A 24710-nucleotide genomic window follows, 5' to 3' on the forward strand; every position below is an offset into this window, starting at 1 on the left:
CCCCGCTGCACAAGGGCTTTCGGCGCAGGACGAACCCCGCTACCGTCCCTGAGGTGTACAGGACACAGTCCTGAAACACGGCTCACATCCTGAACGAGTGACACGACCAGCGTGACGGCGCACGCCGGTCCCCGGACCTTCCGCACGGCAGCACCACCCGCCCGTACGACCGCTCCTTCCGGAGGACACACGTGCACACAAAACGGCCCGGAGCACCACGGAACCGCGTCAGAAAGGGCCTCGCGCTCCTCACCGGCGGCCTGCTCGCCGCGACCTCCCTCACCCTCGCCGCCCCCGTCGGCGCCCTCGCGTCCGCGAACGACCCGGCACCCGCCGCGGCCGAGGAGTTCCAGCAGGTGACCCTCGCCAAGGGCGAGCCCGAGGTCGGCGAGCCCATGTCGCTCGCCGTACTGCCCGACCGCAGCGTCCTGCACACCTCCCGCGACGGCGAGCTGCGCATGACCGACGCCGCCGGCAACACCCGCGTCGTCGGCACCGTCCCCGTCTACGCACACGACGAGGAAGGCCTCCAGGGCGTCGGCATCGACCCCGGCTTCGCACAGAACCGGGCGATCTACCTCTACTACGCGCCCCCGCTGGACACCCCCGCAGGCGACGCCCCCAACGAGGGCACCGCCGCCGACTTCGCCGAGTACGACGGCGTCAACCGGCTCTCCCGCTTCGTGCTCAAGGCCGACGGCACCCTGGACAACGCCAGCGAGAAGAAGGTCATCGACGTCCCCGCCACACGCGGCATCTGCTGCCACGTCGGCGGCGACATCGACTTCGACGCCCAGGGCAACCTGTACCTGTCGACCGGCGACGACTCCAACCCCTTCGCCTCCGACGGCTACACCCCCATCGACGAACGCCCCGGCCGCAACCCGGCCTACGACGCCCGTCGCACCTCCGGCAACACCAACGACCTCCGCGGCAAGATCCTGCGCATCAAGGTCGCCGACGACGGCAGCTACACCGTCCCCGACGGCAACCTCTTCGCCCCGGGCACCGCCAAGACCCGGCCCGAGATCTACGCCATGGGCTTCCGCAACCCGTTCCGCTTCAGCGTCGACAAGAAGACCGGCGTGGCCTACGTCGGCGAGTACGGGCCCGACGCCGGCGCCGCCGACCCCAAGCGCGGACCGGCCGGACAGGTCGAGTTCGCCCGCATCACCAAGCCCGGCAACTTCGGCTGGCCGTTCTGCACCGGCGACAACGACCCCTACGTCGACTACGACTTCGCCACCAAGGTGTCCGGCGCGACCTACGACTGCGCGGCCCCGAAGAACGACTCGCCGCACAACACCGGCCTCGTCGACCTCCCGCCCGCCGAACCCGCCTGGATCCCCTACGACGGCGGCTCCGTACCCGAGTTCGGCACCGGCTCCGAGTCCCCCATGGGCGGACCCGTCTACCACTACGACCCGGACCTCGACTCCCCGGTGAAGTTCCCCGAGGCCTACGACGGCGACTTCTTCGCCGGCGAGTTCGGCCGCCGCTGGATCAAGCGCATCGAGCACGGCGCCGACGGCACCGTCCAGTCCATCAACCCCGTCCCCTGGACCGGGACGCAGATCATGGACATGAGCTTCGGCCCCGACGGCGCGCTCTACGTCCTCGACTACGGCACCGCCTGGTTCGGCGGCGACGAGCACTCCGCGCTCTACCGCATCGAGAACGCCACCGGAGGCCGCTCCCCGGTCGCCGAGGCCACCGCCAACAAGACCTCCGGCAAGGCACCGCTGAAGGTCGCGTTCTCCTCCGCCGGCACGACCGACGCCGACGGCGACGCCCTCACCTACACCTGGGACTTCGGCGACGGCGGCACCTCCACCGCCGCCAACCCGACGTACACCTACCGCAAGAACGGCACCTACACCGCCACCGTGACCGCCAAGGACCCCACCGGACGCACCGGATCCGCCAGCGTCCAGGTCGTCGTCGGCAACACCGCACCCAAGGTCACCCTCGAACTCCCCGCCGAAGGCGCCCTGTTCAGCTTCGGCGACGAGATCCCCTTCAAGGTCACCGTCACCGACCCCGAGGACGGCACCGTCGACTGCGCCAAGGTCAAGGTCACCTACATCCTCGGCCACGACAGCCACGGCCACCCCGTGACCTCCGCCAACGGCTGCACCGGCACCATCAAGACCTCCGCCGACGGCGGCCACGACCCCAACGCCAACATCTTCGGCGTCTTCGACGCCGAATACACCGACGGCGGAGGCGGCGGCCAGGCCGCCCTCACCGGCCACGACCAGGCCCAGCTCCAGCCCCGCCACCGCCAGGCCGAGCACTTCACCGGCCGGTCCGGCATCAGCGTCATCGACAAGGCGCCCGCCCACGGCGGCAAGACCGTCGGCGACATCCACGACGGCGACTGGATCTCCTTCAAGCCCTACAACCTCACCGGCACCACCAAGCTCACCGCCCGCGTCTCCTCCGGCGGCGCCGGCGGCTTCCTCGAGGTCCGCACCGGCTCCGCAGGCGGCACCCTCCTCGGCTCCGCCCCCGTACCGGTCACCGGCGGCTGGGAGACCTTCCAGGACATCGACGTGCCGCTGCGCGCCGTACCCAGGAAGACCACCGAACTGTTCCTCGTCTTCAAGGGCGGAGCCGGAGCCCTCTACGACGTCGACGACTTCGAACTCTCCAGCACCCCCGCCGACCGCTCCGCCAAACGCGTCCTCGTCTTCTCCAAGACCGCGGGCTTCCGCCACGACTCCATCCCCACCGGTGTGACGGCCCTCAAGGAACTCGGCACCGGCAGCAACATCACCGTCGACGCCACCGAGGAAGCCGGCCAGTTCACCACCGCCAACCTCGCCCGCTACGACGCCGTCGTCTTCCTCTCCACCACCGGCGACGTCCTCAACGCCGAGCAGCAGAAGGCGTTCGAGAACTACGTCGCCACCGGCGGCGGCTACATGGGCGTCCACGCGGCCGCCGACACCGAGTACGACTGGGAGTTCTACGGCGGCCTCGTCGGCGCCCACTTCCACTCCCACCCGCAGATCCAGAAGGCCACCGTCCGCGTCGAGGACCCCGACCACCCCGCGACCTCCCACCTCGACGCGGCATGGGAGCGCACCGACGAGTGGTACAACTACCGCACCAACCCCCGCGGCCAGGCCCGCATCCTCGCCACCCTGGACGAGACCACCTACCAGGGCGGCAACATGAAGGGCGACCACCCGATCGCCTGGTGCCAGACCTACGAGGGCGGCCGCGCCTTCTACACCGGCGGCGGACACACCAAGGAGTCCTACGCCGAGCCCGCCTTCCGGCAGCACCTGCTCGGCGGACTGCGCTACGCCTCCGGCCAGGTCAACGCCAACTGCAGGCCCGCCACCGGTTACCGCGACCTGTTCAACGGCCACACCCTCGAAGGCTGGAAGCAGGCGGGCCCCGGCAAGTTCAACGTCACCGGCGGCGAACTGCGCACCGAGGGCGGCATGGGCATGCTCTGGTACCAGGCCAAGGAGCTGAAGTCCTACTCCCTCAAGCTCGACTGGAAACTGGACGGCGACGACAACTCCGGAGTCTTCGTCGGCTTCCCCGCCTCCGACGACCCCTGGTCCGCCGTGAACAACGGCTACGAGATCCAGATCGACGCCACCGACGCCCCGGACCGCACCACCGGAGCCGTCTACGGATTCAAGTCGGCCGACCTCAAGGCCCGCGACCGGGCGCTGCGGCCCCCCGGCCAGTGGAACAGCTACGAGATCAAGGTCCAGGGTGAGCGGCTCCAGGTCTTCCTCAACGGCGCCAAGATCAACGACTTCACCAACACCGACCCGGCACGCAGCCTGAAGGACGGCCACATCGGCATCCAGAACCACGGAGCCGACGACCAGGCGTCCTTCCGCAACATCCAGCTCAAGGAGCTGCCCTCGTCGTCGTAGGGCGGCCCCTGCCGGACCCACAAGCCGGCGGCGGGCGGGGAGACGCCGTACCCCCGCCCGCCGCCCCACCACCTCACGCAGGGAGGCAGCCCGTGACGAACACCGACGAACGCCGCACCGGAGTCTGGCTGATCGGAGCCCGCGGCTCCGTCGCCACCACAGCGATCACCGGATGCGCCGCCGTCACCGCCGGCCTCCACCCGGCCACCGGCATGGTGACCGAAACCCCGCCGTTCGCCGCGGCCGCCCTGCCATCGTTGTCATCCCTCGTCTTCGGCGGCCACGACACCACCGCCTGCCCCCTGCCCAAACGCGCCGAACACCTCGCCGCAGGCGGCGTCCTGCCCCACGGCCTGCCCACCGCGCTGCGCGCCGAACTCTCCGCCGTCGACGAGGAGATCCGCACCGGCGGCCCCCTCCCCGGCGACAACCGCAGCGACGCCGAACTCGTCACCGCCTTCGCCGCCGACATCACCGCCTTCGTCCGGCGCCACGACCTCGCCCGCGCCGTCGTCGTCAACGTCGCCTCCACCGAACCCGCCCCCGCACCCGACTCGGCACGCCTGCCCGCCAGTTCCCTCTACGCCGCCGCCGCCGTCGAGGCCGGCAGCCCCTACGTCAACTTCACCCCCTCCACCGGGCTGCGCACCGCCGCCCTCGAGGACGCCGCGCGCGCCGCCGGACTTCCCCACGCCGGCCGCGACGGCAAGACCGGGCAGACGCTCCTGCGCTCCGTGCTCGCCCCCATGTTCGTCCAGCGCGCCCTGACCGTACGGGCATGGTCGGGCACCAACCTCCTCGGCGGCGGCGACGGAGCGGCCCTCGCCGACCCCGCGGCGGCCGCCGCGAAGAACGCCGGCAAGGAACGCGTCCTCGCCGACACCCTCGGCACCACGCCCGAAGGGGAGGTCCACATCGACGACGTCCCCGCCCTCGGCGACTGGAAGACCGCCTGGGACCACATCGCCTTCGACGGCTTCCTCGGCACCCGCATGGTCCTCCAGACCACCTGGCAGGGCTGTGACTCCGCACTCGCCGCGCCCCTCGTCCTCGACCTCGCCCGCCTCACCGCCCGCGCCCACGAAGCCGGACTGTCCGGGCCGCTCCCTCAACTCGCCTTCTACTTCAAGGACCCCGACCCGGGGGCGCCCGCGGCGCTCGCCGACCAGTACGCGACCCTCCTCGCCTTCGCCGGCCGGCTCCGGAACGCCCGATGACGCGGCGCCGTTCCCCGGCCGCCCTCGCGACCCCGGGAGCCGCGCGCACCCTGGGGCTTCTCGGCGCGCTGGCCACCGCCGCCGCGGGCACCGCGGTCCTCGTCGGCGCCCTGCGCGGCACCCCGCCCGGCCCCGGCCGCGGCACTGACGAGCGTGCCGCCGACGGCCCGGACCCGGGCCGTGAGGCGGGCGGCGACGGCGTGCCGCACGAACGCCCTTCCTCGTCCGTCCCGGCCGCGGCCGGCCCCGGCCACGGCGGCACGGACGAGCGTGCCCGGCGTGCCCCCGAGTTCCCGCCGCCCGCGACGGCGCCCGTCCGGGGCGGAGGCACGGCCGCCGGGGGAGCGGAGGATACCGGGCGCGGCCGTTTCGGCCATGCACCTGCCGATGGTGCGGGTCTCCGCGGTCCCGCCTCCCAGGGCCCGCCCGCCGACACAACACCCGTCGGCGGTTCCCACCTCGGCGGCCCGGGTTCCGGCGATCCGGGCGCGGAAAGACCCAGTACCGGTGCGACGCCCACCGACGTTCCGCGTTCCCACAGCCGACGCTCCGGCGGCGCGCACCGTGCTGAGCGCGTCGGCACAACACCTGTCGGCGGTCCGCGTGCCGGCGGTCGGCGCGACGACACAACACCCGCTGAGGGTCGGCGCCCGGGGGGTGCGTGTGCTGACGCGACGTCTGCCGATGGTGCGGCTTCCGGCGGCCCGCACGCCGACGGCCCGCCCTCCGGCAGCCGGCCCGCCGACGGCCCGCGCCCCGGGCGGCTCGCCGCGTGGGCCGAACTGCTGCGCGTGTCCGCACTGTTCACCGTCCCCGGCGACGCCCTCGCCGGCGCCGCGGCCGCCGGGGTCCGCCCCTCCCGCCGCACCCTGCTCGCCATCGGCACCTCCCTCTGCCTCTACGAAGCGGGCATGGCCCTCAACGACTGGAGCGACCGGGACGAGGACGCCGTCGACCGCCCCCACCGGCCCATCCCGTCCGGCCGCATCAGCCCCGCCGCCGCCCTGGCCGCCGCAGGCGCCCTGACCGCCGCCGGACTGGCGATCGCCGCCCGCGCGGGCCGCGCCCCGTTCACCGTCGCCACCGCCCTCGCCGCCGCCGTGTGGGCATACGACCTCCGCCTCAAGCACACAGCCGCCGGCCCCGCCGCCATGGCCACCGCCCGCGCACTCGACCTCCTCCTCGGCGCGGCGGCCACCCGCCCCCGCGACACCGCACCGGCCCTGCGCGCCGCACTGCCGCACGCGGGACTCCTCGCGGCCCACACCTGGGCCGTCACCACCGTGTCCCGCCACGAGACGCAGGGCGGCTCCACCACCGCACCCCTCGCGGCGCTCACGACCACACTCGCCATCACCTCCACCACCACCCGCCACGCGCTGCGCACCGCCGCGCGGGGCCGGCTCCCCGCCGCAGGGCAGACGACCACCGCACTCACCGGCCTCGCCTACGCCCGCACCGCCCTCACCCCCCTCCTCCACGCCGCTCTCAACCCGTCCCCGCCCCTGACCCAACGCGCCGTCGGCGCCGGCATCCGCGCCATGATCCCGCTGCAGGCCGCCCTCGCCGCCCGTGCCGGAGCACCCGGCACCGGACTCGCCCTCCTGGGCCTCGCCCCCCTCGCCCGCCGACTCGCCCGGAAGGTGAGCCCCACATGAGCCTGCGCCTCGGCTACGGAACCAACGGCCTCACCGACCTGCGCCTCGACGACGCCCTCGTCCTCCTCGCCGACCTCGGCTACGACGGCGTCGGCCTCACCCTCGACCACATGCACCTCGATCCCCTCGCCCCCGACCTCGTCGCACGCACCCGCCGGCTCGCGGGCCGTCTCGCCGACCTCGGGCTCGAGGTCACCGTCGAGACCGGCGCCCGCTATGTGCTCGACCCGCGGCACAAGCACGGACCGTCCCTGCTCGACCCGGACCCCGACGCCCGCACCGCACGCACCGGGCTCCTCCTGCGGGCCGTGCAGGTCGCCGCCGACCTCGGCGCCCACGCCGTGCACTGCTTCAGCGGCACCACCCCCCACGGCACCCCCATCGACACCGCCTGGCGGCGCCTCGAATCGGCCCTCACCCCCGTCCTGGACGCCGCCGCCACCGCCCGCGTCCCCCTCGCGATCGAACCCGAACCCGGCCACCTCCTCGCCACCCTCGACGACTTCCACCACCTACGCGCCCTCCTCGGCGACCCCGAACCCCTCGGCCTCACCCTCGACATCGGCCACTGCCAGTGCCTGGAACCCGCCCCGCCCGCCGAGTGCGTCAAGCAGGCCGCGCCCTGGCTGCGGCACGTCCAGATCGAGGACATGCGCCGCGGCGTCCACGAACACCTCCCCTTCGGCGACGGCGACATCGACTTCCCGCCCGTCCTCGACGCCCTCGCCGCCACCGGCTACGGCGGACTGACCGTCGTCGAACTGCCCCGCCACTCCCACGCGGGACCCGAACTCGCCCGCGCCTCCCTCGACTTCCTGCGCCCCCGCCTCCCGACGAACGGAGCCCCGGCATGGCGACCCTGACCCTCGACGACCTCGACAGCAGGCTCGACGGCGCCGCCCGAGCCTGGTTCCACGAAGCCCTCGCCGAAGCCGCCCGCGCCCCCCAGGACCCCGCCGGCCCCCACACCGTCCCCGCCTGGGAGACCCGCTTCGCGTCCGCCGGCCGCCACTGCGGCCGTGAACACGCCGACTCCGTACGCACCCACCTCCTCCACGCGGCCCGCGCGGACGCCGCCACCCTCACCCGCCTCTACCGGCAGGGCACCGCCGCCGAACGCCGCGCCGTGCTCCTCGCCCTCCACCACCTCGCCCCCGACCCCGCCGACGGCCTCCCTCTCGTCGAAGACGCACTGCGCACCAACGACACCCACCTCGTCGCCGCCGCCGTCGGCCCCTACGCCGCCCGCCACCTCCCCCCGCACCCCTGGCGCCACGCCGTCCTCAAATGCCTGTTCACCGGCGTCCCCGTCGACGCCGCCGACGGCATCGAACGCCGCGCCCAAGGCGACACCGAACTCGCCCGCATGCTCACCGACTACGCGGCCGAACGCACCGCCGCCGGCCGGCCCGTCCCCGCCGACCTCCACCGCGTCCTCGCCCTGACGTCCCCCACGGAGGAGTCCTGATGCGCATCTTCGACCCGCACATCCACATGACCTCCCGCACCACGGACGACTACCGGGCGATGTACGACGCCGGTGTCCGCGCCGTCGTCGAACCCTCCTTCTGGCTCGGCCAGCCCCGCACCTCACCCGCCTCCTTCTTCGACTACTTCGACTCCCTCCTCGGCTGGGAACCCTTCCGCGCCGCCCAGCACGGCATCGCCCACCACTGCACCATCGCCCTCAACCCCAAGGAGGCCAACGACCCCCGCTGCCGCCCCGTCCTCGACGCACTGCCCCGCTACCTCGACAAGGACAACGTCGTCGCCGTCGGCGAGATCGGCTACGACTCCATGACCCCCCAAGAGGACACCGCCCTCGCCGCCCAGCTGCAGCTCGCCGCCGACCACGGACTGCCCGCCCTCGTCCACACCCCCCACCGCGACAAACTCGCCGGCCTGCACCGCACCGTCGACGCCGTCCACGCGTCCGCCCTCGCCCCCGAACGGGTCCTGCTCGACCACCTCAACGAGACCACCGTCAGAGCCGCCGCCGACAGCGGCTGCTGGCTCGGCTTCTCCATCTACCCCGACACCAAGATGGACGAGGACCGCATGGTCGCCATCCTCGAGGACCACGGAACCGAACGCGTCCTCGTCAACTCCGCCGCCGACTGGGGCAGAAGCGACCCCCTCAAGACCCGGAAGACGGCCGACGCGATGCTCGCCGCCGGCTTCACCCACGACGACGTCGACCGGGTGCTGTGGCGCAACCCCGTCGCCTTCTACGGCCAGAGCGGCCGCCTCCAGCTCGACGTCCCCCCGCCCGAGGCCCTCCACGAGGGCAACTCCATCCTCCGCGGCGGGGAATGAGGAGGCCGCGCCCATGCGCTTCCGCCACCCCGACGGCACCACCGTCCACCTCTCCTACTGCACCAACGTCCACCCCGCCGAAACCCTCGACGGCGTCCTCACCCAGCTCCGCGACCACTGCGAACCCGTCCGCAAACGCCTCGGCCGCGACCGGCTCGGCATCGGCCTGTGGCTCGCACGCGACGCCGCCCGCGCCCTCACCACCGACCCCGCCGCCCTGCGCGGCCTGCGCGCCGAACTCGACCGGCGCGGACTCGAAGTCGTCACCCTCAACGGCTTCCCCTACGAAGGCTTCGGCGCCGACGAGGTCAAACACCGCGTCTACCGGCCCGACTGGGCCGAACCGGAACGCCTCACCCACACCGCCGACCTCGCCCGCCTCCTCGCCGCACTCCTCCCCGACGACGTCACCGAAGGCTCCGTCTCCACCCTCCCACTCGCCTGGCGCACCCGCTGGGACGAGCACACCGCCACCACCGCACACACCGCCCTCACCACCCTCGCCGAACGCCTCGACGCCCTCGAGGAACTCACCGGCAAGTCCATCCGCATCGCCCTCGAACCCGAACCCGGCTGCACCGTCGAAACCACCACCGACGCCATCGGCCCCCTCACCGCCGTCGCCAGCCCCCGCATCGGCATCTGCGTCGACACCTGCCACCTCGCCACCTCCTTCGAACAACCCGGCCCCGCCCTCGACGCACTCACCGCAGCCGGCATCACCATCCCCAAAGCACAACTCTCCGCCGCCCTCCACGCCGAACACCCCCACCTCCCCGACGTACGCGAAGCCCTCGCCGCGTTCGCCGAACCCCGCTTCCTCCACCAGACCCGCACCTGCACCGCCGCCGGACTCCGCGGCACCGACGACCTCCACGAAGCCCTCGCCGCCGACGCCCTCCCCGACGCCGCCCCCTGGCGCGCCCACTTCCACGTCCCCCTCCACGCACCCCCCGCCCCGCCGCTCACCTCCACCCTGCCCGTGCTCCGCGACACCCTCGCCCGGCTCGCCGGCGGCCCCACCCCGCTCACCCGGCACCTCGAGGTCGAGACCTACACCTGGCAGGCCCTCCCCGACGCACTGAGGCCCCGCAGCCGCGCCCAGCTCGCCGACGGCATCGCCGCCGAACTCACCCTCGCCCGCGACCTGCTCACCGACCTCGGCCTCAAGGAACTCCCATGAGCGACACCACAACCAACGGCACCCCCCGCCCCACCCCCCTGCTCGTCCTCGACGTCGTCGGCCTCACCCCCCGCCTCCTCGACCACATGCCCCACCTCAAACACCTCGCCACCGCCGGCTCCCACGCCCCCCTCGGCACCGTCCTCCCCGCCGTCACCTGCACCGCCCAGTCCACCTTCCTCACCGGCACCCTCCCCGCCGAACACGGCATCGTCGGCAACGGCTGGTACTTCCGCGAACTCGGCGACGTCCTCCTGTGGCGCCAGCACAACGGCCTCGTCGCCGGCGACAAACTCTGGGACGCCGCCCGCCGCGCCCACCCCGGCTACACCGTCGCCAACATCTGCTGGTGGTACGCCATGGGCGCCGACACCGACATCACCGTCACCCCCCGCCCCGTCTACTACGCCGACGGCCGCAAGGAACCCGACTGCTACACCCGCCCGCCCGCCCTCCACGACGAACTCACCGACCGCCTCGGCACCTTCCCCCTCTTCCACTTCTGGGGACCCGGCGCCGACATCGTCTCCAGCCGCTGGATCATCGACGCCACCCGCCACATCCTCCGCACCCGCACCCCCGACCTCGCCCTCTGCTACCTCCCCCACCTCGACTACGACCTCCAGCGCTACGGCCCCGACGACCCCCGCTCCCACCGGGCCGCCACCGACCTCGACACCGCGCTGGCACCCCTCCTCGACGACGCACACGCCGAAGGCCGCACCGTCGTCGCCCTCTCCGAATACGGCATCACCCGCGTCACCCGGCCCGTCGACATCAACCGCGAACTGCGCCGCGCCGGGCTCCTCGACGTCCACACCCAGGACGGCATGGAATACCTCGACCCCATGGCCTCCCGCGCGTTCGCCGTCGCCGACCACCAGATCGCCCACGTCTACGTACGCCGCCCCGAAGACCTCGACGCCACCCGCGAAGCACTCCACGGCCTCGACGGAGTCGCCGAACTCCTCGACGACGAGGGCAAGAAGACCCACGGCCTCGACCACCCGCGCTCCGGCGAACTCGTCGCCGTCGCCGAACCCGACGCCTGGTTCACCTACTACTACTGGCTCGACGACGCCCACGCCCCCGACTTCGCCCAGCTCGTCGAGATCCACCGCAAACCCGGCTACGACCCCGTCGAACTGTTCATGGACCCCGAGGACCCCTACGTCCGCGTCAAAGCCGCCACAGCCCTCGCCCGCAAGAAACTCGGCATGCGCTACCGCATGGCCGTCGTCCCCCTCGACCCCTCACCTGTTCGCGGGAGCCACGGCCGCCTCCCCACGAGCGACGACACCGACAACGGTCCGCTCATCCTGTGCTCCACCCCCCGCGCCGTCACCGGCCGCGTCGCGGCCACCGAAGTCAAAACCCTGCTGCTCCGACTCGCAGGACTTCACTGAACCACACCCCACCGACAACGAGGAGTCATCCACCGTGACCCGCCCCAGCAAGCACACCGACCCCGAACTCGCCCACAAGCTCAGCAGACGCGGCATGCTCGGCGTCGCCGCCGGCGCCACCGCAGCCGCCCTCCTCGGCGCCGGCGCCCCCACCGCCGCCGCCCACGGCAAGAGCCACGGCCGCCCCGTCCTGCCCCCCGGCCGGCTCGGCATCCAGCTCTACTCGCTCCGCGACAAGGTCTCCACCCTCGGCTTCGCCGCCGTCTTCGCCGAACTGGAGAAGTACGGCTACGACGAGGTCGAGTACGCCGGCTACACCCAGGGCTCCGCCGGCCCCATCACCCTCCAGCAGCTCCGCCGCCTCACCCGCGACCACGGACTGCGCGCCATCGGCAGCCACGTCGGCTACTACAACGACAACGACCCCGGCGCCTACACCTTCGCCCAGAACCTCGACAAGGTCCTCGACGACGCCCAGGCCCTCGGCCTCAAGCACATCGGCACCGCATCGGGACCCTGGCGCTACGGCGCCACCGTCGACGGCTGGAAGCGCTGCGCCGACGAGTTCAACGCGTACGGCGCCGCCGCCAAGGCCCGCGGCATGAAGTTCTACCAGCACAACCACGCCGAGGAATTCTCCTTCGCCACCGACAAGCCGAACGTACGCCTCTACGACGTCCTCCTCGCCGAGACCGACCCCGACCTCGTCTACCTGGAAATGGACATCTACTGGGCCTACGCCGGCCAGTTCCGCTTCTCCAAGCGCGCCGACGGCACCCCCGCCCCCTTCGACCCCCTGCGCTACGTCCTGCAGCAGCCCGACCGCTACCCCCTCTTCCACGTCAAGGACGGAGAACGCGACATCTCCGCCCGCGACGGCTACCGCATGGTGGACGTCGGAGACGGAGACATCGACTACCAGCGCTTCATCTCGGCCGTGACCCGCACCCGGGGCGGCCGGCTCGACCACCACTGGCAGGCCGAGCACGACAACCCCGTCGAGTCCTTCACCTTCGCCCGCAAGTCCAGCGCACACCTGCACTCACTGCGCGAGAAGGACTGCTGACACCGGGCCCGCTACACCACGTCCCGGCTGATCGGCTGCGGGTTCGCCGCGATCCGGCGGACCCGCGGCCGCCCCGGCGGATGCAGGAACACCGCCACGAACCCCGCGAACAGCGAGATCGAACCCGCCAGGACGAACGCCCCCGCGTAGTCCCACGCCGCCACCACCACGGCACCCATGCCCGACCCCAGCAGACCCGACACCAGCTTCGAGCTGTACACCAGACCGTAGTTCGACGCGTTGTTGTTCTCCCCGAAATAGTCCGCCGTCATCGCCGCGAACATCGGGAAGATCGCCCCGCCACCGAAACCTGAAATGCTGGAGAACAACAGGAACAGCGGCAGATTGTGGATGTTGCCCGACCAGAGAATGCCGTACTGCGACAACCCCAGCACCACACACACGAAGATCAGACACTGCTTCCGGCCGTAACGGTCCGACAGCCAGCCGATCACACCCCGGCCCGTACCGTTCACGATCGCCTTCAACGACATCGCCGTCGCCACGATCCCACCCGCGAAACCCGCCTCGTCACCGAACGGCACCTGGAACGCGATACCGAAGATGTTCACACCCGACGTACACAGCAGACAGAACCACATCAACGCCACCCGGCCCGTCCGCCACGCCTCGATCGGCGTGAACTGCCTCACCGCCGGCGGATTCTTCTCCAACGCCCGGCGCGCCCGCGGATCGTCCGGCTTCCGCAGCGGATCCACCTCCGCCGGCCACCAGTTCTTCGGCGGATCCCGGAAGAAGTAACCGGCCACCGCCACCACCGCCGCCAGGAACACACCCACCGACACCAGCACCCAGCGGAAGTTCGTCAGGTCCATGTAGCCGGTGAAGATGAACACGAACGGCACCGAACCATAGGCGAAACCACCGTTGACGAACCCCGTCTTGCCGCCCTTGCGCTCCGGATACCACTTGCCCACCATGTTCACGCACGTCGCGTACACCATGCCCGCGCCCATACCGCTGAACATGCCGAACCCGACATACGCCACCACCACATGAGGCGCGAACGCCAGCGACAGATACCCCAGCAGCGTCCCCACCGCACCCAGCATCATCGCCCACCGCGCCGGCAACCTCCCGCTCTCCCGCAGCTTCCCCGCCGGGAAAGCCACCGCAGCCTGGAAGAACACCCACACACCGAGCATCCAGAAAATGTGCTGACTGCTCCACGAATGCGCCGTGTGCAGAGTCTCCTCCGCCGACGCGAACGCATACTCCGCCGAACTGATGCCCATCATGCCCACCCAGGGCAGAACGACCATCCACTTGCGCTTGCGGCCCATGATGTCCACATCGGACTCACCGATGCGGTACACCCGGCCATTGGCGTCCGTCACCTCCCTGAAGGAGACGGGCGAGGAAACGTCGGTCGTCACCATGTCGATCAGAACCCCCTGCGTCGAAGAAGCCAGGCCAGCGCCCCCTGTCCGTACTTCTCGTGCCGGGGCCCGCAGCACACGCACGACCGCGGGCCCCCCGGGTGGTGCCTCACCTCAGCTCATCGACCACCACCCGGCAGCAACCCCGCCGCCCGCGCCCAGGCGTACTTCGCACCCAGCACCGCGACCGGCTTCTCCGTCGTGTACGGATACGCCACGACACCCCGCTCGAAGAGATACGCACACGCCTCCTCGACCTCCACGTCACCCGCCAGCGACGCCACCACCGGCTTCTCGATCCCGCGCTCCCGGAACTCCGCCACCACCCGCGCCGTCAACTCGGCGAACACCATCGGCGGAGTGACGATCGTGTGCCAGTAACCCAGCACCAGCGCATGGATCCGCGGATCCTCCAGACCCAGCCGGATCGTCGCCTCGTACGTCGCCGGCGGCTCACCACCCGTGATGTCCACCGGATTCCCCGCCGCACCGAACGGCGGAATGAACTCCCGGAACGCCGCGTCCAGATCCGGCGGAATCTCCATCAGACGCAACCCGTTGTCGACGATCGCGTCCGACAACAGCACACCCGAACCACCCGCACCCGTGATGACGACGACATTGTCGCCCCCCGGCGCCGGCAGCACCGGCAACGCCCGCGCGTACTCCAGCATCTCGTTCAGACCCGGCGCCCGGATCACCCCCGCCTGCCGCAGCACGTCGTCGTACACCGCGTCATCACCCGCCAGCGCACCCGTGTGCGAACCCGCCGCCCTCGCACCCGCACTCGTACGACCCGCCTTCAGCACCACCACCGGCTTCCTCGGCACCGTCGCCCGCGCCGCCTCCACAAACGCACGCCCGTCCTTCAGATCCTCCAGATGCATCGCGATGCAATCCGTGTTCGGATCCTCCCCGAACCACGTCAGCAGATCGTCCTCGTCCAGGTCCGACTTGTTGCCCAGCCCCACGATCGCCGACACACCCGTACGCGTCGCCCGCGCGAAACCGAGAATCGCCATCCCGATCCCACCCGACTGCGACGTCAGCGCCACCCCGCCCCGCACGTCGTACGGAGTGCAGAACGTCGCACACAGGTCCTGCCACGTCGAGTAGTAGCCGTAGATGTTCGGCCCCAGAACCCGCACCCCGTACCGCTCCGCCACCGCCACGACCTCGTCCTGCAGCGCCTGCTCACCCGTCTCGGCGAAACCCGACGGAATCAGCACCGCATTCGGGATCCCCCTGCGGCCCACCTCCTCCAGCGCAGCGGCCACGAACCGGGCGGGAATCGCGAACACCGCCACATCCACCTCACCCGGAACGTCCGTGACACTCTTGTACGCCTTGCGGCCCAGAATGTCATCGGCCCGCGGATTCACCGGATGAATCTCCCCCGGAAAACCCCCGTCGACGAGATTCCGCATCACCGAATTGCCGATCTTCCCCGGCTCGTTCGACGCCCCGATCACCGCCACCGACCGCGGCCGCATCAACCGCCGCATCGACGCCAGGATCTCCTCACGCCCATAACGACGCCGCCGCCTCGGCACCCCCTCCGCCAGAATCACCCGGACATCCGCCGCCACCGCCCCCTCCGGCGTCGCCACCACCGGATTCAGATCCACCTCCGCGATCTCCGGGAAATCCGACACCAGCCGCGACACCCGCCGGATCTGCTCCGCCAGCGCCCGGCGATCCACCGCCGGCGCACCCCGCACCCCCCGCAGAACCTCCGCCGCGCCGATCGAATCCAGCATCGACTCCGCCTCGTCCGCACTCACCGGAGCCAGCCGGAACGTGACGTCCCGCAGAACCTCCACCAGGACACCGCCCAGACCGAACGCCACCACCTTCCCGAACGTCGGATCCGTCACCGCACCGACGATCACCTCCTGGCCCGGCGGCAGCAACTGCTGCACCTGCACCCCGTCGATCCGCGCATCCGGCGCATACGCCCGCACGTTCTCCACGATCCGCCGGAACGCCGACCGCACCTCCGCGGCACCCTCCACCCCCACGACCACCCCGCCCGCATCCGTCTTGTGCAGCACATCCGGCGAGACGATCTTCAACACCACCTTCCCGCCCAGCCGGTCGGCGTGCACCACCGCCTCTTCCACATCCCGCGCCAGCGCCTCACCCGGCACCGCGATCCCGTACGCGTCCGCCACGGCCTTGGCCTCCGGCGCCGTCAACGCCGAACGACCCTCCGACCGCACCGCGTCCAGCACCGCACGCACCACATCCCGGTGCACCTCGAACGCCGAGTCCGCCCCGAAACCCACCACTAGATCACCCCACTCGTCCTCAGCAGCCGCAGCTCCTCGTCCCCGAGCCCCAGCTCACCCACGTACACCTCGGCGTTGTGCTCACCCAGCAACGGCGAACGCACCACATCCACCGGGGAATCCGACAGCTTCAACGGCGAACCCACCGTCGTGAACACACCCCGCTCCGGATGCTCCACCTCCACGACCATCCCGTTCGCCACCAACGACGCGTCCTCGATGATCTCCCTCGTCGACAGGATCGGCCCGCACGGAATGTTGTGCGCGTTCAGCCGCTCCAGCACCTCCCACTTCGGCAGCGCCGACGACCACTCCTCGATCAGCTGGAACATCTTCCCCAGCTTCGGCAACCGCGCCTCCGGCGTCGCCCACTCCGGGTCCCCCGCCAACTCCGGCCGGCCGATCAACCGCGACAGCGGCTCCCACCCCACCGGCTGCACGATCACGTACACATAGTCGTTCGGACCACCCGGAGCACACCTCACCGCCCACCCCGGCTGCCCACCCCCCGACGCGTTACCCGAACGCGGAACCTCGTCACCGAAGTCCTCATTGGGATACTCGGCCAACGGCCCCCGCGCCAGCCGCTGCTGATCACGCAACTTCACCCGGCACAGATTCAGCACCGCATGCTGCATCGCCACATTCACCCGCTGACCGCGACCCGTACGCTCCCGCTGCAGCAACGCCGCCAGCACCGCCGCCACCGCATGCACACCCGTACCCGAATCACCGATCTGCGCACCCGTCGCCAACGGCGGCCCCTCCTCGAACCCCGTCGTCGACATCGACCCGCCCATCGCCTGCGCCACCACCTCGTACGCCTTGAAGTCGGTGTACGGGCCCTCACCGAACCCCTTGATCGACGCATACACGATCCGCGGATTGATCTCCCTGATCCGCTCCCACGTGAACCCCATCCGGTCCACCGCACCCGGACCGAAGTTCTCCACCAGCACGTCCGAACGCCGGATCAGCTCCGTCAGCAACTCCCGGCCCCGCTCGGACTTCGTGTTCAGCGTGATGCTCCGCTTGTTGCAGTTGAGCATCGTGAAGTACAGCGAGTCGACGTCCGGGATGTCACGCAACTGCCTCCGCGTGATGTCCCCACCCGGCGCCTCCAGCTTCACCACGTCCGCACCCAGCCACGCCAGCAACTGCGTCGCCGAAGGACCGGACTGCACATGCGTCATGTCGAGGACACGCACGCCCTCAAGAGCCTTCGCCACGGCCGGCACCCCTCACTTGTACATGGTCTGGTTCACGGTCCCCGGGGCGTACACGTCCGGGTCCACCCACACGTTCACCAACGACGGCAGCCCCGACTCACGCGCACGCCGCAACGCCGGCCCGATGTCCGCCGCGTCACGGACCTCCTCGCCGTAACCACCCAGCATCCGCGCGAACCGGTCGTACGGCACATCACCCAGCGTGTTCCCGACCCGCTCCCGCTCCAGGCCGTACTTCTGCGCCTGGCCGTAACGGATCTGGTTCATCGACGAGTTGTTCCCCACGATCCCGACGAACGGCAGGTTGTACCGCACCAGCGTCTCGAAGTCCCAGCCCGTCAGACTGAACGCACCGTCCCCGAACAGCGCCACGACCTCCTTGTCCGGCCGCGCCTGCTTCGCCGCCAGCACGAACGGCACCCCCACACCCAGCGTCCCCAACGGCCCCGGATCCATCCAGTGCCCCGGCGACTTCGGCTGCACCACCTGCCCCGAGAACGTGACGATGTCACCCCCGTCACCGATGTAGACCGAGTCCTCGGTCAGGAAGTCGTTGATCTCACTCACCAGCCGGTACGGATGAACCGGCGACGCGTCCGACCGCAACAGCGGCAACCGCTTCTCCAACGCCGCCTGCTCCGCCGTACGCAGCTCCTCCAACCACACCTTCCGGCCCGCCGAACCACCGTTCAGCCGCCCCGAAGCCGACTCCGTCACCGCCTTCAGAACCAGCCCCGCGTCACCCACGATCCCCAGATCGACATCACGGTTCTTGCCCACCGTCCGGTAGTCCAGATCGATCTGCACCACCGTCGCCGACGGCGACAGCCGCTTCCCGTACCCCATCCGGAAATCGAACGGCGTGCCCACGATCACGATCACATCCGCGTTCGAGAACGCGTACCGCCGCGACAGCTGGAAGTGGTGCGGATCGCCCGGCGGCAGCGTCCCCCGCCCCGCACCGTTCATGTACGCCGGCACGTTCAGCGCCCGCACCAGCTCGATCGCCGCGTCCGTCGCCCGCGTCGTCCACACCTGACTGCCCAGCAGGATCGCCGGCCTCTCCGCATGCACCAGCAGATCGGCCAGCCGCTCCACCGCCTCCGGATCGCCGGCCGACCGCGTCGACGCCCGGTACCGTCCCGCCGCCGGCACCCGCGCCTTCTCCACCGGCACCTTCGCGTCCAGCACATCCCGCGGGATCTCCAGGAACGACGGCCCCGGAGCACCGTGGTAGCACTCACGGAACGCCATCGACACCATGTCAGCGGCACGCGCCGTGTCCGGCACCGTCGCCGCGAACTTCGTGATCGGCGTCATCATGTCGACGTGCGGCAGGTCCTGCAGCGACCCCATCTTGTGCTGGGTGAGCGCCCCCTGACCCCCGATCAGCAGCATCGGCGACTCCGCGCGGAAGGCGTTCGCCACACCCGTCACGGCGTCCGTCGTGCCCGGCCCCGCCGTCACCACGGCGCACCCGGGCTTCCCGGTGATCCGGGCGTAGCCGTCCGCGGCATGCGCGGCGACCTGTTCATGGCGTACGTCGACGACTTCGATGCCTTCGTCCACGCAGCCGTCGTAGATGTCGATGATGTGTCCGCCGCACAGGGTGTAGACGACGTCGACCCCTTCGGCCCTGAGCGCCTTGGCGACCAGATGCCCACCGGAGATGAGGTCCTGCTGACGGTCCTGGCTGTCGTCGGGCATGGCGAAGTCCCGTCCCTTCGTAGGGGGATCCGTGGCCGAGAGCAGGTGCTCCGGGCTGCTGCGACCTGCCCGGGGACCGCCCTCGCGTAGATTGCATACAGTCGACGAATACTGTATGAACCTTGTTATCCCGCATCCGGGAGAAGGTGTCCAGGGGGCGTGCGGCACTTTCCGAGACAGGAGCCGGCATGGATCTGTACGAGTACCAAGCCCACGAGCTCTTCCAGCAGCACGGCATCCCCGTGCCCGACGCAGAAACCGTCCGCACGGCCCGCGAAGCCCGCGCCGCCGCCGAACGCCTCGGCGGCCGCGCCGTCATCAAGGCCCAGGTCAGAACCGGCGGACGCGGCAAGGCGGGCGGCGTCAAAATCGCCGCCGACCCCGCGGCCGCCGAACTCACCGCCCGCCAGATCCTCGCCATGGACATCAAGGGCCACCGCGTCCACCAGGTGCTGGTCGCCCGGCCCGTCGCCATCGACACCGAGTACTACGTCTCCTACGTACTCGACCGCGCCGCCGGCCACTTCCTCGCCATCGCCTCCGCGGAAGGCGGCATGGACATCGAGGAGATCGCGGCCACCCGGCCCGAAGCCGTCGCCCGCATCCCCGTCGAGCCCGGCGAAGGCGTCACCGCCGACAAGGCCCGGGACATCGCCGCCGCCGCCGGACTGCCGGCCGCGACCGCACCCGTACTCCAGCGGCTCTGGCAGGTCCTCACCGCGGAGGACGCCCTCCTCGTCGAGGTCAACCCACTCGTCCGCACCACCGACGGAGACATCCTCGCCCTCGACGGCAAGGTCACCCTCGACGACAACGCCCGCTTCCGGCAGGCCCGGTGGGGCGACGGCACCGGCACCCACGACGACCCCCTCGAAGCCGCCGCGGCCGACAAGGGCCTCGGCTACGTACGCCTCGACGGCGAGGTCGGCATCATCGGCAACGGCGCCGGACTCGTCATGTCCACCCTCGACGTCGTCGCCGGCTGCGGAGCCCGGCCCGCCAACTTCCTCGACATCGGAGGCGGCGCCTCCGCCACCGTCATGGCCGACGCCCTCTCCCTCGTCCTCGCCGACCCCGGCGTACGCAGCGTCCTCGTCAACGTCTTCGGCGGCATCACCGCCTGCGACGCCGTCGCCGACGGCATCGTCACCGCACTCGACACCGTACGGCTCACCAAACCCCTCGTCGTACGCCTCGACGGCAACAACGCCGCACGCGGCCGCGCCATCCTCGACGAACGCGCGCACCCCCTGGTCCAGCAGGCCGCCACCATGGACGGCGCCGCCCGGCAGGCCGCCGAACTCGCCCACCACGCCGCAGCAGTGTGAGGAGACCGGACATGGCCATCCATCTCACCAAGGACAGCAAGGTCCTCGTCCAGGGCATGACCGGCGCCGAGGGCATGAAGCACACCCGGCGGATGCTCGCCGCCGGCACCGACGTCGTCGGCGGGGTCAACCCGCGCAAGGCCGGGCAGAGCGTCGCCTTCGACGACCGCACCGTCCCCGTCCTCGGCACCGTGCGCGAAGCCGTGGACGCCACCGGCGCGGACGTGACCGTCGTCTTCGTCCCGCCCCAGTTCACCGCCGCCGCCGTCATCGAAGCGGCGGACGCGGGCATCGGCCTCGTCGTCGTCATCACCGAAGGCGTGCCCGTCCACGACGCCGTCGCGTTCACCGCCTACGCCAAAGCGCGAGGGACTCGCATCATCGGCCCCAACTGCCCCGGCCTCATCAGTCCCGGACAGTCGAACGCGGGCATCATCCCCGCGGACATCGCGCCCCAGCCGGGGCGGATCGGGCTCGTGTCCAAGTCCGGGACGCTCACCTACCAGCTGATGCACGAACTGCGCGACATCGGCTTCTCGTCGGCGGTCGGCATCGGGGGCGACCCCGTCATCGGGACGAGCCACATCGACTGCCTCGCGGCCTTCGAGCAGGACCCGGACACGGAACTCATCGTGCTGATCGGTGAGATCGGGGGAGACGCCGAAGAACGGGCGGCGACATACATCAGCGAACAGATTTCAAAACCTGTCATCGCATACATCGCGGGCTTCACGGCACCGGAAGGCCGGACCATGGGCCACGCCGGCGCCATCGTCTCCGGATCCGCCGGCACCGCCCGGGCGAAGAAGGCCGCCCTCGAGGCCGCCGGCGTCACCGTCGGCTCCACCCCCACCGAGACCGCCCGGCTTGTACGGAGCCGTCTCGACCGATGACACGGGGTGACATCGCCCACACTTGGTTGGAGGAGCGCGACAGCCGGGGTACCGGGCTCACGACGTTCCTCGCGCAACGAGCCATCACTCCCGCCCCGACTGTGCACCGAGAGCGGAGACCACCCATGGCATCATCCCGCAACGGCACACCCACCCTCACCCTCAAGCCCGGCACCTCCTGGGCCGACGCCTGGCAGTGCTGTCTGACCGTCGCCCCCGAGGCGTTCCGCGACGACCGCGTGCTCAACCTCTGGGACGGCCGCTGGCAGGCCGACGGCCGTGCCCTCCCCGCCACCAGCCCCGTCGACGGCGGGCCGATCGCCGGCCCGCCCCGGCTCGCCGCGGACGCCGCCCACCAGGCCGTCCGCGCCTCCCTCGACCAGCACCGGGCCTGGCGCCACGTCGCGCTCCCCGAGCGCCGCGCCAGGGTGAACGCCACCCTCGACGCGCTCTCCGAGCACCGCGAGCTGCTGTCCCTGCTGCTGGTCCACGAGATCGGCAAGCCCTGGCGGCTCGCCCAGGCGGACGTCGACCGGGCGATCGACGGAGTCCGCTGGTACGCGGACGGCATCGAGGACATGCTCGACGGCCGGTCGCCGCTCGGCGGTCCGGTCTCCAACATCGCCAGCTGGAACTACCCGATGTCCGTCCTCGTCCACGCGATGCTCGTCCAGGCCCTCGCCGGGAACGCGGTCATCGCCAAGACACCCACCGACGGCGGCCTGTCCTGCCTCACCCTCGCCTGCGCGCTCGCCGCCCGCGAGGGCATCCCGGTCACCCTGGTCAGCGGCAGCGGCGGCGACCTGTCCGAGGCCCTGGTCCGCGCACCCGAGATCGGCTGCGTCTCCTTCGTCGGCGGCCGCGACACCGGCGCCCGGATCGCCACGGACGTGGCCGACCTCGGCAAGCGACACATCCTCGAACAGGAGGGCCTCAACACCTGGGGTGTCTGGAACTACTCGGACTGGGACGCGCTCGGCGCCGTCATCCCCAAACTGTTCGACTACGGCAAGCAGCGCTGCACCGCCTACCCGCGGTTCGTCGTCCAGCGGGCGCTCTTCGACGACTTCCTCGCCGCGTACCTGCCGGCGGTCCGCTCCGTCCGGCTGGGCCACCCCCTCGCCGTCGAGCACCCCGACGACCCGCTCCCCGCACTGGACTTCGGTCCCCTGATCAACGCGGCGAAGGCCAAGGAACTGACCGACCAGGTGGCCGAGGCGGTCGACCGGGGCGCGGTGCCCCTGCACCGGGGGTCCCTGGCGGACGGCCACTTCCTGCCCGGCCAGGACACCGGTGCGTACGTGGCGCCCGTGACCCTCCTCAACCCGCCGCCCTCCTCCCCGCTGCACCACGCGGAACCGTTCGGGCCGGTCGACACGATCGTGCTCGTCGACACGGAGGCGGAGTTGCTCGCCGCGATGAACGCCTCGAACGGCGCGCTCGTCGCCTCCCTGTCCACGGACGACCAGGAGACGTACGAGCGGTTGTCGCCGCAGATCCGGGCGTTCAAGGTGGGCCGGGGGAAGCCGCGTTCCCGCGGGGACCGCGAGGAGCTCTTCGGCGGCTTCGGCGCGTCCTGGCGCGGCGCGTTCGTCGGCGGCGAGCTGCTGGTCAAGGCGGTCACCGAGGGCGAACCGGGGGAGCGTCTCCCGGGCAACTTCCCCGACTACCAGCTCAACGCCTGACACCGGGCCCGGGCGACGGGGCCGCGGCGCATGCCGGGCCCCGTCGACGAGCCGCCCCGTCGGCCGCGTGTCCCGGCGCGGCCGAGGTGTCCCGTCGGGTCAGCCGATGCCCTGGCGGTCGGGCCGCAGCGCGAACGCGCGCTCGGCCGCCTCGGGCAGGGTCCGCTCCACGGCCTGCACGAGCAGCGCCCGATGCCGCTCCAGCGGTGCGCGCCGTTCGTCCGTTACGAGCCGCAGCAGGTCGTCGATGCCGGCCAGCATGCGCCGGGAGACCTGCGGGCTCGCAGCCGCGTTCCCGCGGATCTCGGTGAGGCCGAGGTCGACGAGGTCGGTCCAACCGGGGACGTTCTGCACCAGCCGCACCACTCCCTTGCGGTCCCGGTGGTGCACCGCGCCCAGCGGGCGTGTGGCGACCACCGCGAGGAACTCGACGATCCGGTCGAGGCACTGCACGGCGGTGGTGGGATCGTTCACGGCGGGGGAGAGCGCCCGCAGCGCGATGTCGGACAGTTGCCGCAGCCCGAACCCCAGGTCCTGGTGGAAGGTGCGCTCGACCCCGACCGACACGGTGTGCCGCAGTGCCGACCGGGCCGGCACGCGCGGCCCGTGCACCGCGAGTACCGGCGTGCCGGGCACGACGTAGTCCCCGATCCGGGGGATGAGCCGCAGCACGACCCCGTTCCGCCGCGCGACGCGCACCAGCCGCGCGATGTGCGCGTCCCGCAGCACGCCGGCGTGTCCCTGGTGGCTCATGCGGGCGATCTCGGGTGCCAGGGGTGTCTCGTCGGGTCCCTGCACGGGCATCCTCGCGACTTCGTCGAGCGACTCCTTGTTGATGCGTTCGACGACCGGCCCGACCTTCATCAGCTGCAGGGTCTGGGTGACGTAGGCGATGAACAGCACCAGGCTGAGCAGGACCATGACGACGGTCAGGGCGCTCTGCAGCAGCGGTACGGTCGTGATGTCCCGGGGGTCGGCGTCGCTGTCGTACGAGGTGAGGACGAGCAGCGACAGCAGGAAGGTCGCCAGGAACACGGCGAAGGTGAGTTTGCTGATCCTGCTCCGGATGAAGATCCGTACGATGCGGGGGGTGAAGTTCCCGGCGGCCATCTGGACGGCGACCAGCGAGATGCTGAAGACGACGCCGATGAAGGTCATCATCGCCGCACTGACGGTGGTGACGATGGTGCGGGCGTCCTCGGCGATCCCCATGAGGTGGCGGATGGTCTCGAGGTCCCCGTTCTGGCGGAGGGTCTCCACGAGCGCGGCGTCGAGGGTGTCGGCGATGCCCCAGAGCAGGCAGACGAGCACCAGGGCCATGGTGGGCGCGAACCAGAAGGTGTCGCGCAGATGCTCCCGCAGCGGGGACAGCGCGCGCGGCCTGCGATGACGGAGTTCACGGCTCACGCCGTGAGGCTAGACGACG

Annotated in this window: 17 protein-coding genes; 12 read left to right on the forward strand and 5 right to left on the reverse strand. The window is 71.2% G+C overall.

Annotation, left to right across the window (positions count from 1 at the left end; all coding sequences use genetic code 11):
* The first annotated feature begins 191 nt into the window (after positions 1-191).
* The 9 genes from QRN89_RS29070 to QRN89_RS29110 all read left to right on the forward strand — a co-directional run bounded on the left by QRN89_RS29070 (position 192) and on the right by QRN89_RS29110 (position 12751).
* Positions 192-3905, forward strand: coding sequence for a ThuA domain-containing protein (locus QRN89_RS29070; RefSeq protein ID WP_290352391.1), 3714 nt, complete (start codon positions 192-194; stop codon positions 3903-3905).
* Positions 3906-3997: 92 nt separating this feature from the next.
* Complete coding sequence (locus QRN89_RS29075; protein ID WP_290352392.1) at positions 3998-5122, forward strand: inositol-3-phosphate synthase; 1125 nt, start codon at positions 3998-4000, stop codon at positions 5120-5122.
* 782 nt (positions 5123-5904) lie between these two features.
* The gene (locus tag QRN89_RS29080; RefSeq protein WP_290353908.1) at positions 5905-6780 is read left to right on the forward strand and encodes an SCO3242 family prenyltransferase; all 876 of its coding nucleotides are present in this window, start codon (positions 5905-5907) and stop codon (positions 6778-6780) included.
* Positions 6777-7643: a sugar phosphate isomerase/epimerase family protein gene (locus QRN89_RS29085; RefSeq protein ID WP_290352393.1), complete on the forward strand. Its 867-nt coding sequence runs from the start codon at positions 6777-6779 to the stop codon at positions 7641-7643. The genes QRN89_RS29080 and QRN89_RS29085 overlap by 4 nt, the downstream gene beginning before the upstream one ends.
* Complete coding sequence (locus QRN89_RS29090; RefSeq protein ID WP_290352394.1) at positions 7631-8248, forward strand: EboA domain-containing protein; 618 nt, start codon at positions 7631-7633, stop codon at positions 8246-8248. Before QRN89_RS29085 ends, QRN89_RS29090 begins: the two co-directional genes overlap by 13 nt.
* Positions 8248-9096 (forward strand): TatD family hydrolase, encoded by an 849-nt coding sequence (locus tag QRN89_RS29095; protein WP_290352395.1) that lies wholly within the window; start codon positions 8248-8250, stop codon positions 9094-9096. The genes QRN89_RS29090 and QRN89_RS29095 overlap by 1 nt, the downstream gene beginning before the upstream one ends.
* Before the next feature lie 13 nt (positions 9097-9109).
* Positions 9110-10279 (forward strand): metabolite traffic protein EboE, encoded by a 1170-nt coding sequence (gene eboE, locus QRN89_RS29100; RefSeq protein WP_290352396.1) that lies wholly within the window; start codon positions 9110-9112, stop codon positions 10277-10279.
* Positions 10276-11685, forward strand: a complete 1410-nt coding sequence (locus tag QRN89_RS29105; RefSeq protein ID WP_290352397.1) for an alkaline phosphatase family protein — start codon at positions 10276-10278, stop codon at positions 11683-11685. The genes eboE and QRN89_RS29105 overlap by 4 nt, the downstream gene beginning before the upstream one ends.
* Positions 11686-11779: 94 nt before the next feature.
* Complete coding sequence (locus QRN89_RS29110; RefSeq protein ID WP_290353909.1) at positions 11780-12751, forward strand: sugar phosphate isomerase/epimerase family protein; 972 nt, start codon at positions 11780-11782, stop codon at positions 12749-12751.
* 11 nt (positions 12752-12762) lie between these two features.
* Here the strand turns inward: QRN89_RS29110 and QRN89_RS29115 are convergent, their stop codons facing one another.
* The 4 genes from QRN89_RS29115 to QRN89_RS29130 form a co-directional block, all read right to left on the reverse strand.
* Positions 12763-14151 (reverse strand): OFA family MFS transporter, encoded by a 1389-nt coding sequence (locus tag QRN89_RS29115; protein ID WP_290352398.1) that lies wholly within the window; start codon positions 14149-14151, stop codon positions 12763-12765.
* 119 nt (positions 14152-14270) lie between these two features.
* Positions 14271-16409, reverse strand: coding sequence for an acetate--CoA ligase family protein (locus QRN89_RS29120; RefSeq protein WP_290353910.1), 2139 nt, complete (start codon positions 16407-16409; stop codon positions 14271-14273).
* Positions 16410-16441: 32 nt separating this feature from the next.
* Positions 16442-17671, reverse strand: coding sequence for a formyl-CoA transferase (gene frc / locus QRN89_RS29125; RefSeq protein ID WP_290352399.1), 1230 nt, complete (start codon positions 17669-17671; stop codon positions 16442-16444).
* 12 nt (positions 17672-17683) lie between these two features.
* Positions 17684-19378: a thiamine pyrophosphate-binding protein gene (locus QRN89_RS29130; RefSeq protein WP_290352400.1), complete on the reverse strand. Its 1695-nt coding sequence runs from the start codon at positions 19376-19378 to the stop codon at positions 17684-17686.
* Positions 19379-19566: 188 nt separating this feature from the next.
* Here QRN89_RS29130 and sucC point away from each other — a divergent pair, with 188 nt between their 5' ends.
* The 3 genes from sucC to QRN89_RS29145 all read left to right on the forward strand — a co-directional run bounded on the left by sucC (position 19567) and on the right by QRN89_RS29145 (position 23284).
* Positions 19567-20706 carry an ADP-forming succinate--CoA ligase subunit beta gene (gene sucC, locus QRN89_RS29135; protein ID WP_290352401.1) on the forward strand — a complete coding sequence of 380 codons (1140 nt, stop codon included), beginning with the start codon at positions 19567-19569 and terminating at the stop codon, positions 20704-20706.
* An 11-nt stretch (positions 20707-20717) separates the two neighbouring features.
* The gene (gene sucD / locus QRN89_RS29140; RefSeq protein WP_290352402.1) at positions 20718-21599 is read left to right on the forward strand and encodes a succinate--CoA ligase subunit alpha; all 882 of its coding nucleotides are present in this window, start codon (positions 20718-20720) and stop codon (positions 21597-21599) included.
* Positions 21600-21724: 125 nt separating this feature from the next.
* On the forward strand, positions 21725-23284 hold the full coding sequence (locus QRN89_RS29145) for an aldehyde dehydrogenase family protein (RefSeq protein ID WP_290352403.1): 1560 nt from the start codon (positions 21725-21727) through the stop codon (positions 23282-23284).
* 99 nt (positions 23285-23383) lie between these two features.
* On the opposite strand, the gene QRN89_RS29150 is transcribed toward QRN89_RS29145, so the two are convergent.
* Positions 23384-24691: a DUF2254 domain-containing protein gene (locus QRN89_RS29150; protein WP_290352404.1), complete on the reverse strand. Its 1308-nt coding sequence runs from the start codon at positions 24689-24691 to the stop codon at positions 23384-23386.
* Positions 24692-24710 lie beyond the last annotated feature (19 nt).

It is taken from the genome of Streptomyces sp. HUAS CB01, assembly GCF_030406905.1.
In the GTDB taxonomy this organism is placed as follows: domain Bacteria; phylum Actinomycetota; class Actinomycetes; order Streptomycetales; family Streptomycetaceae; genus Streptomyces; species Streptomyces chengbuensis.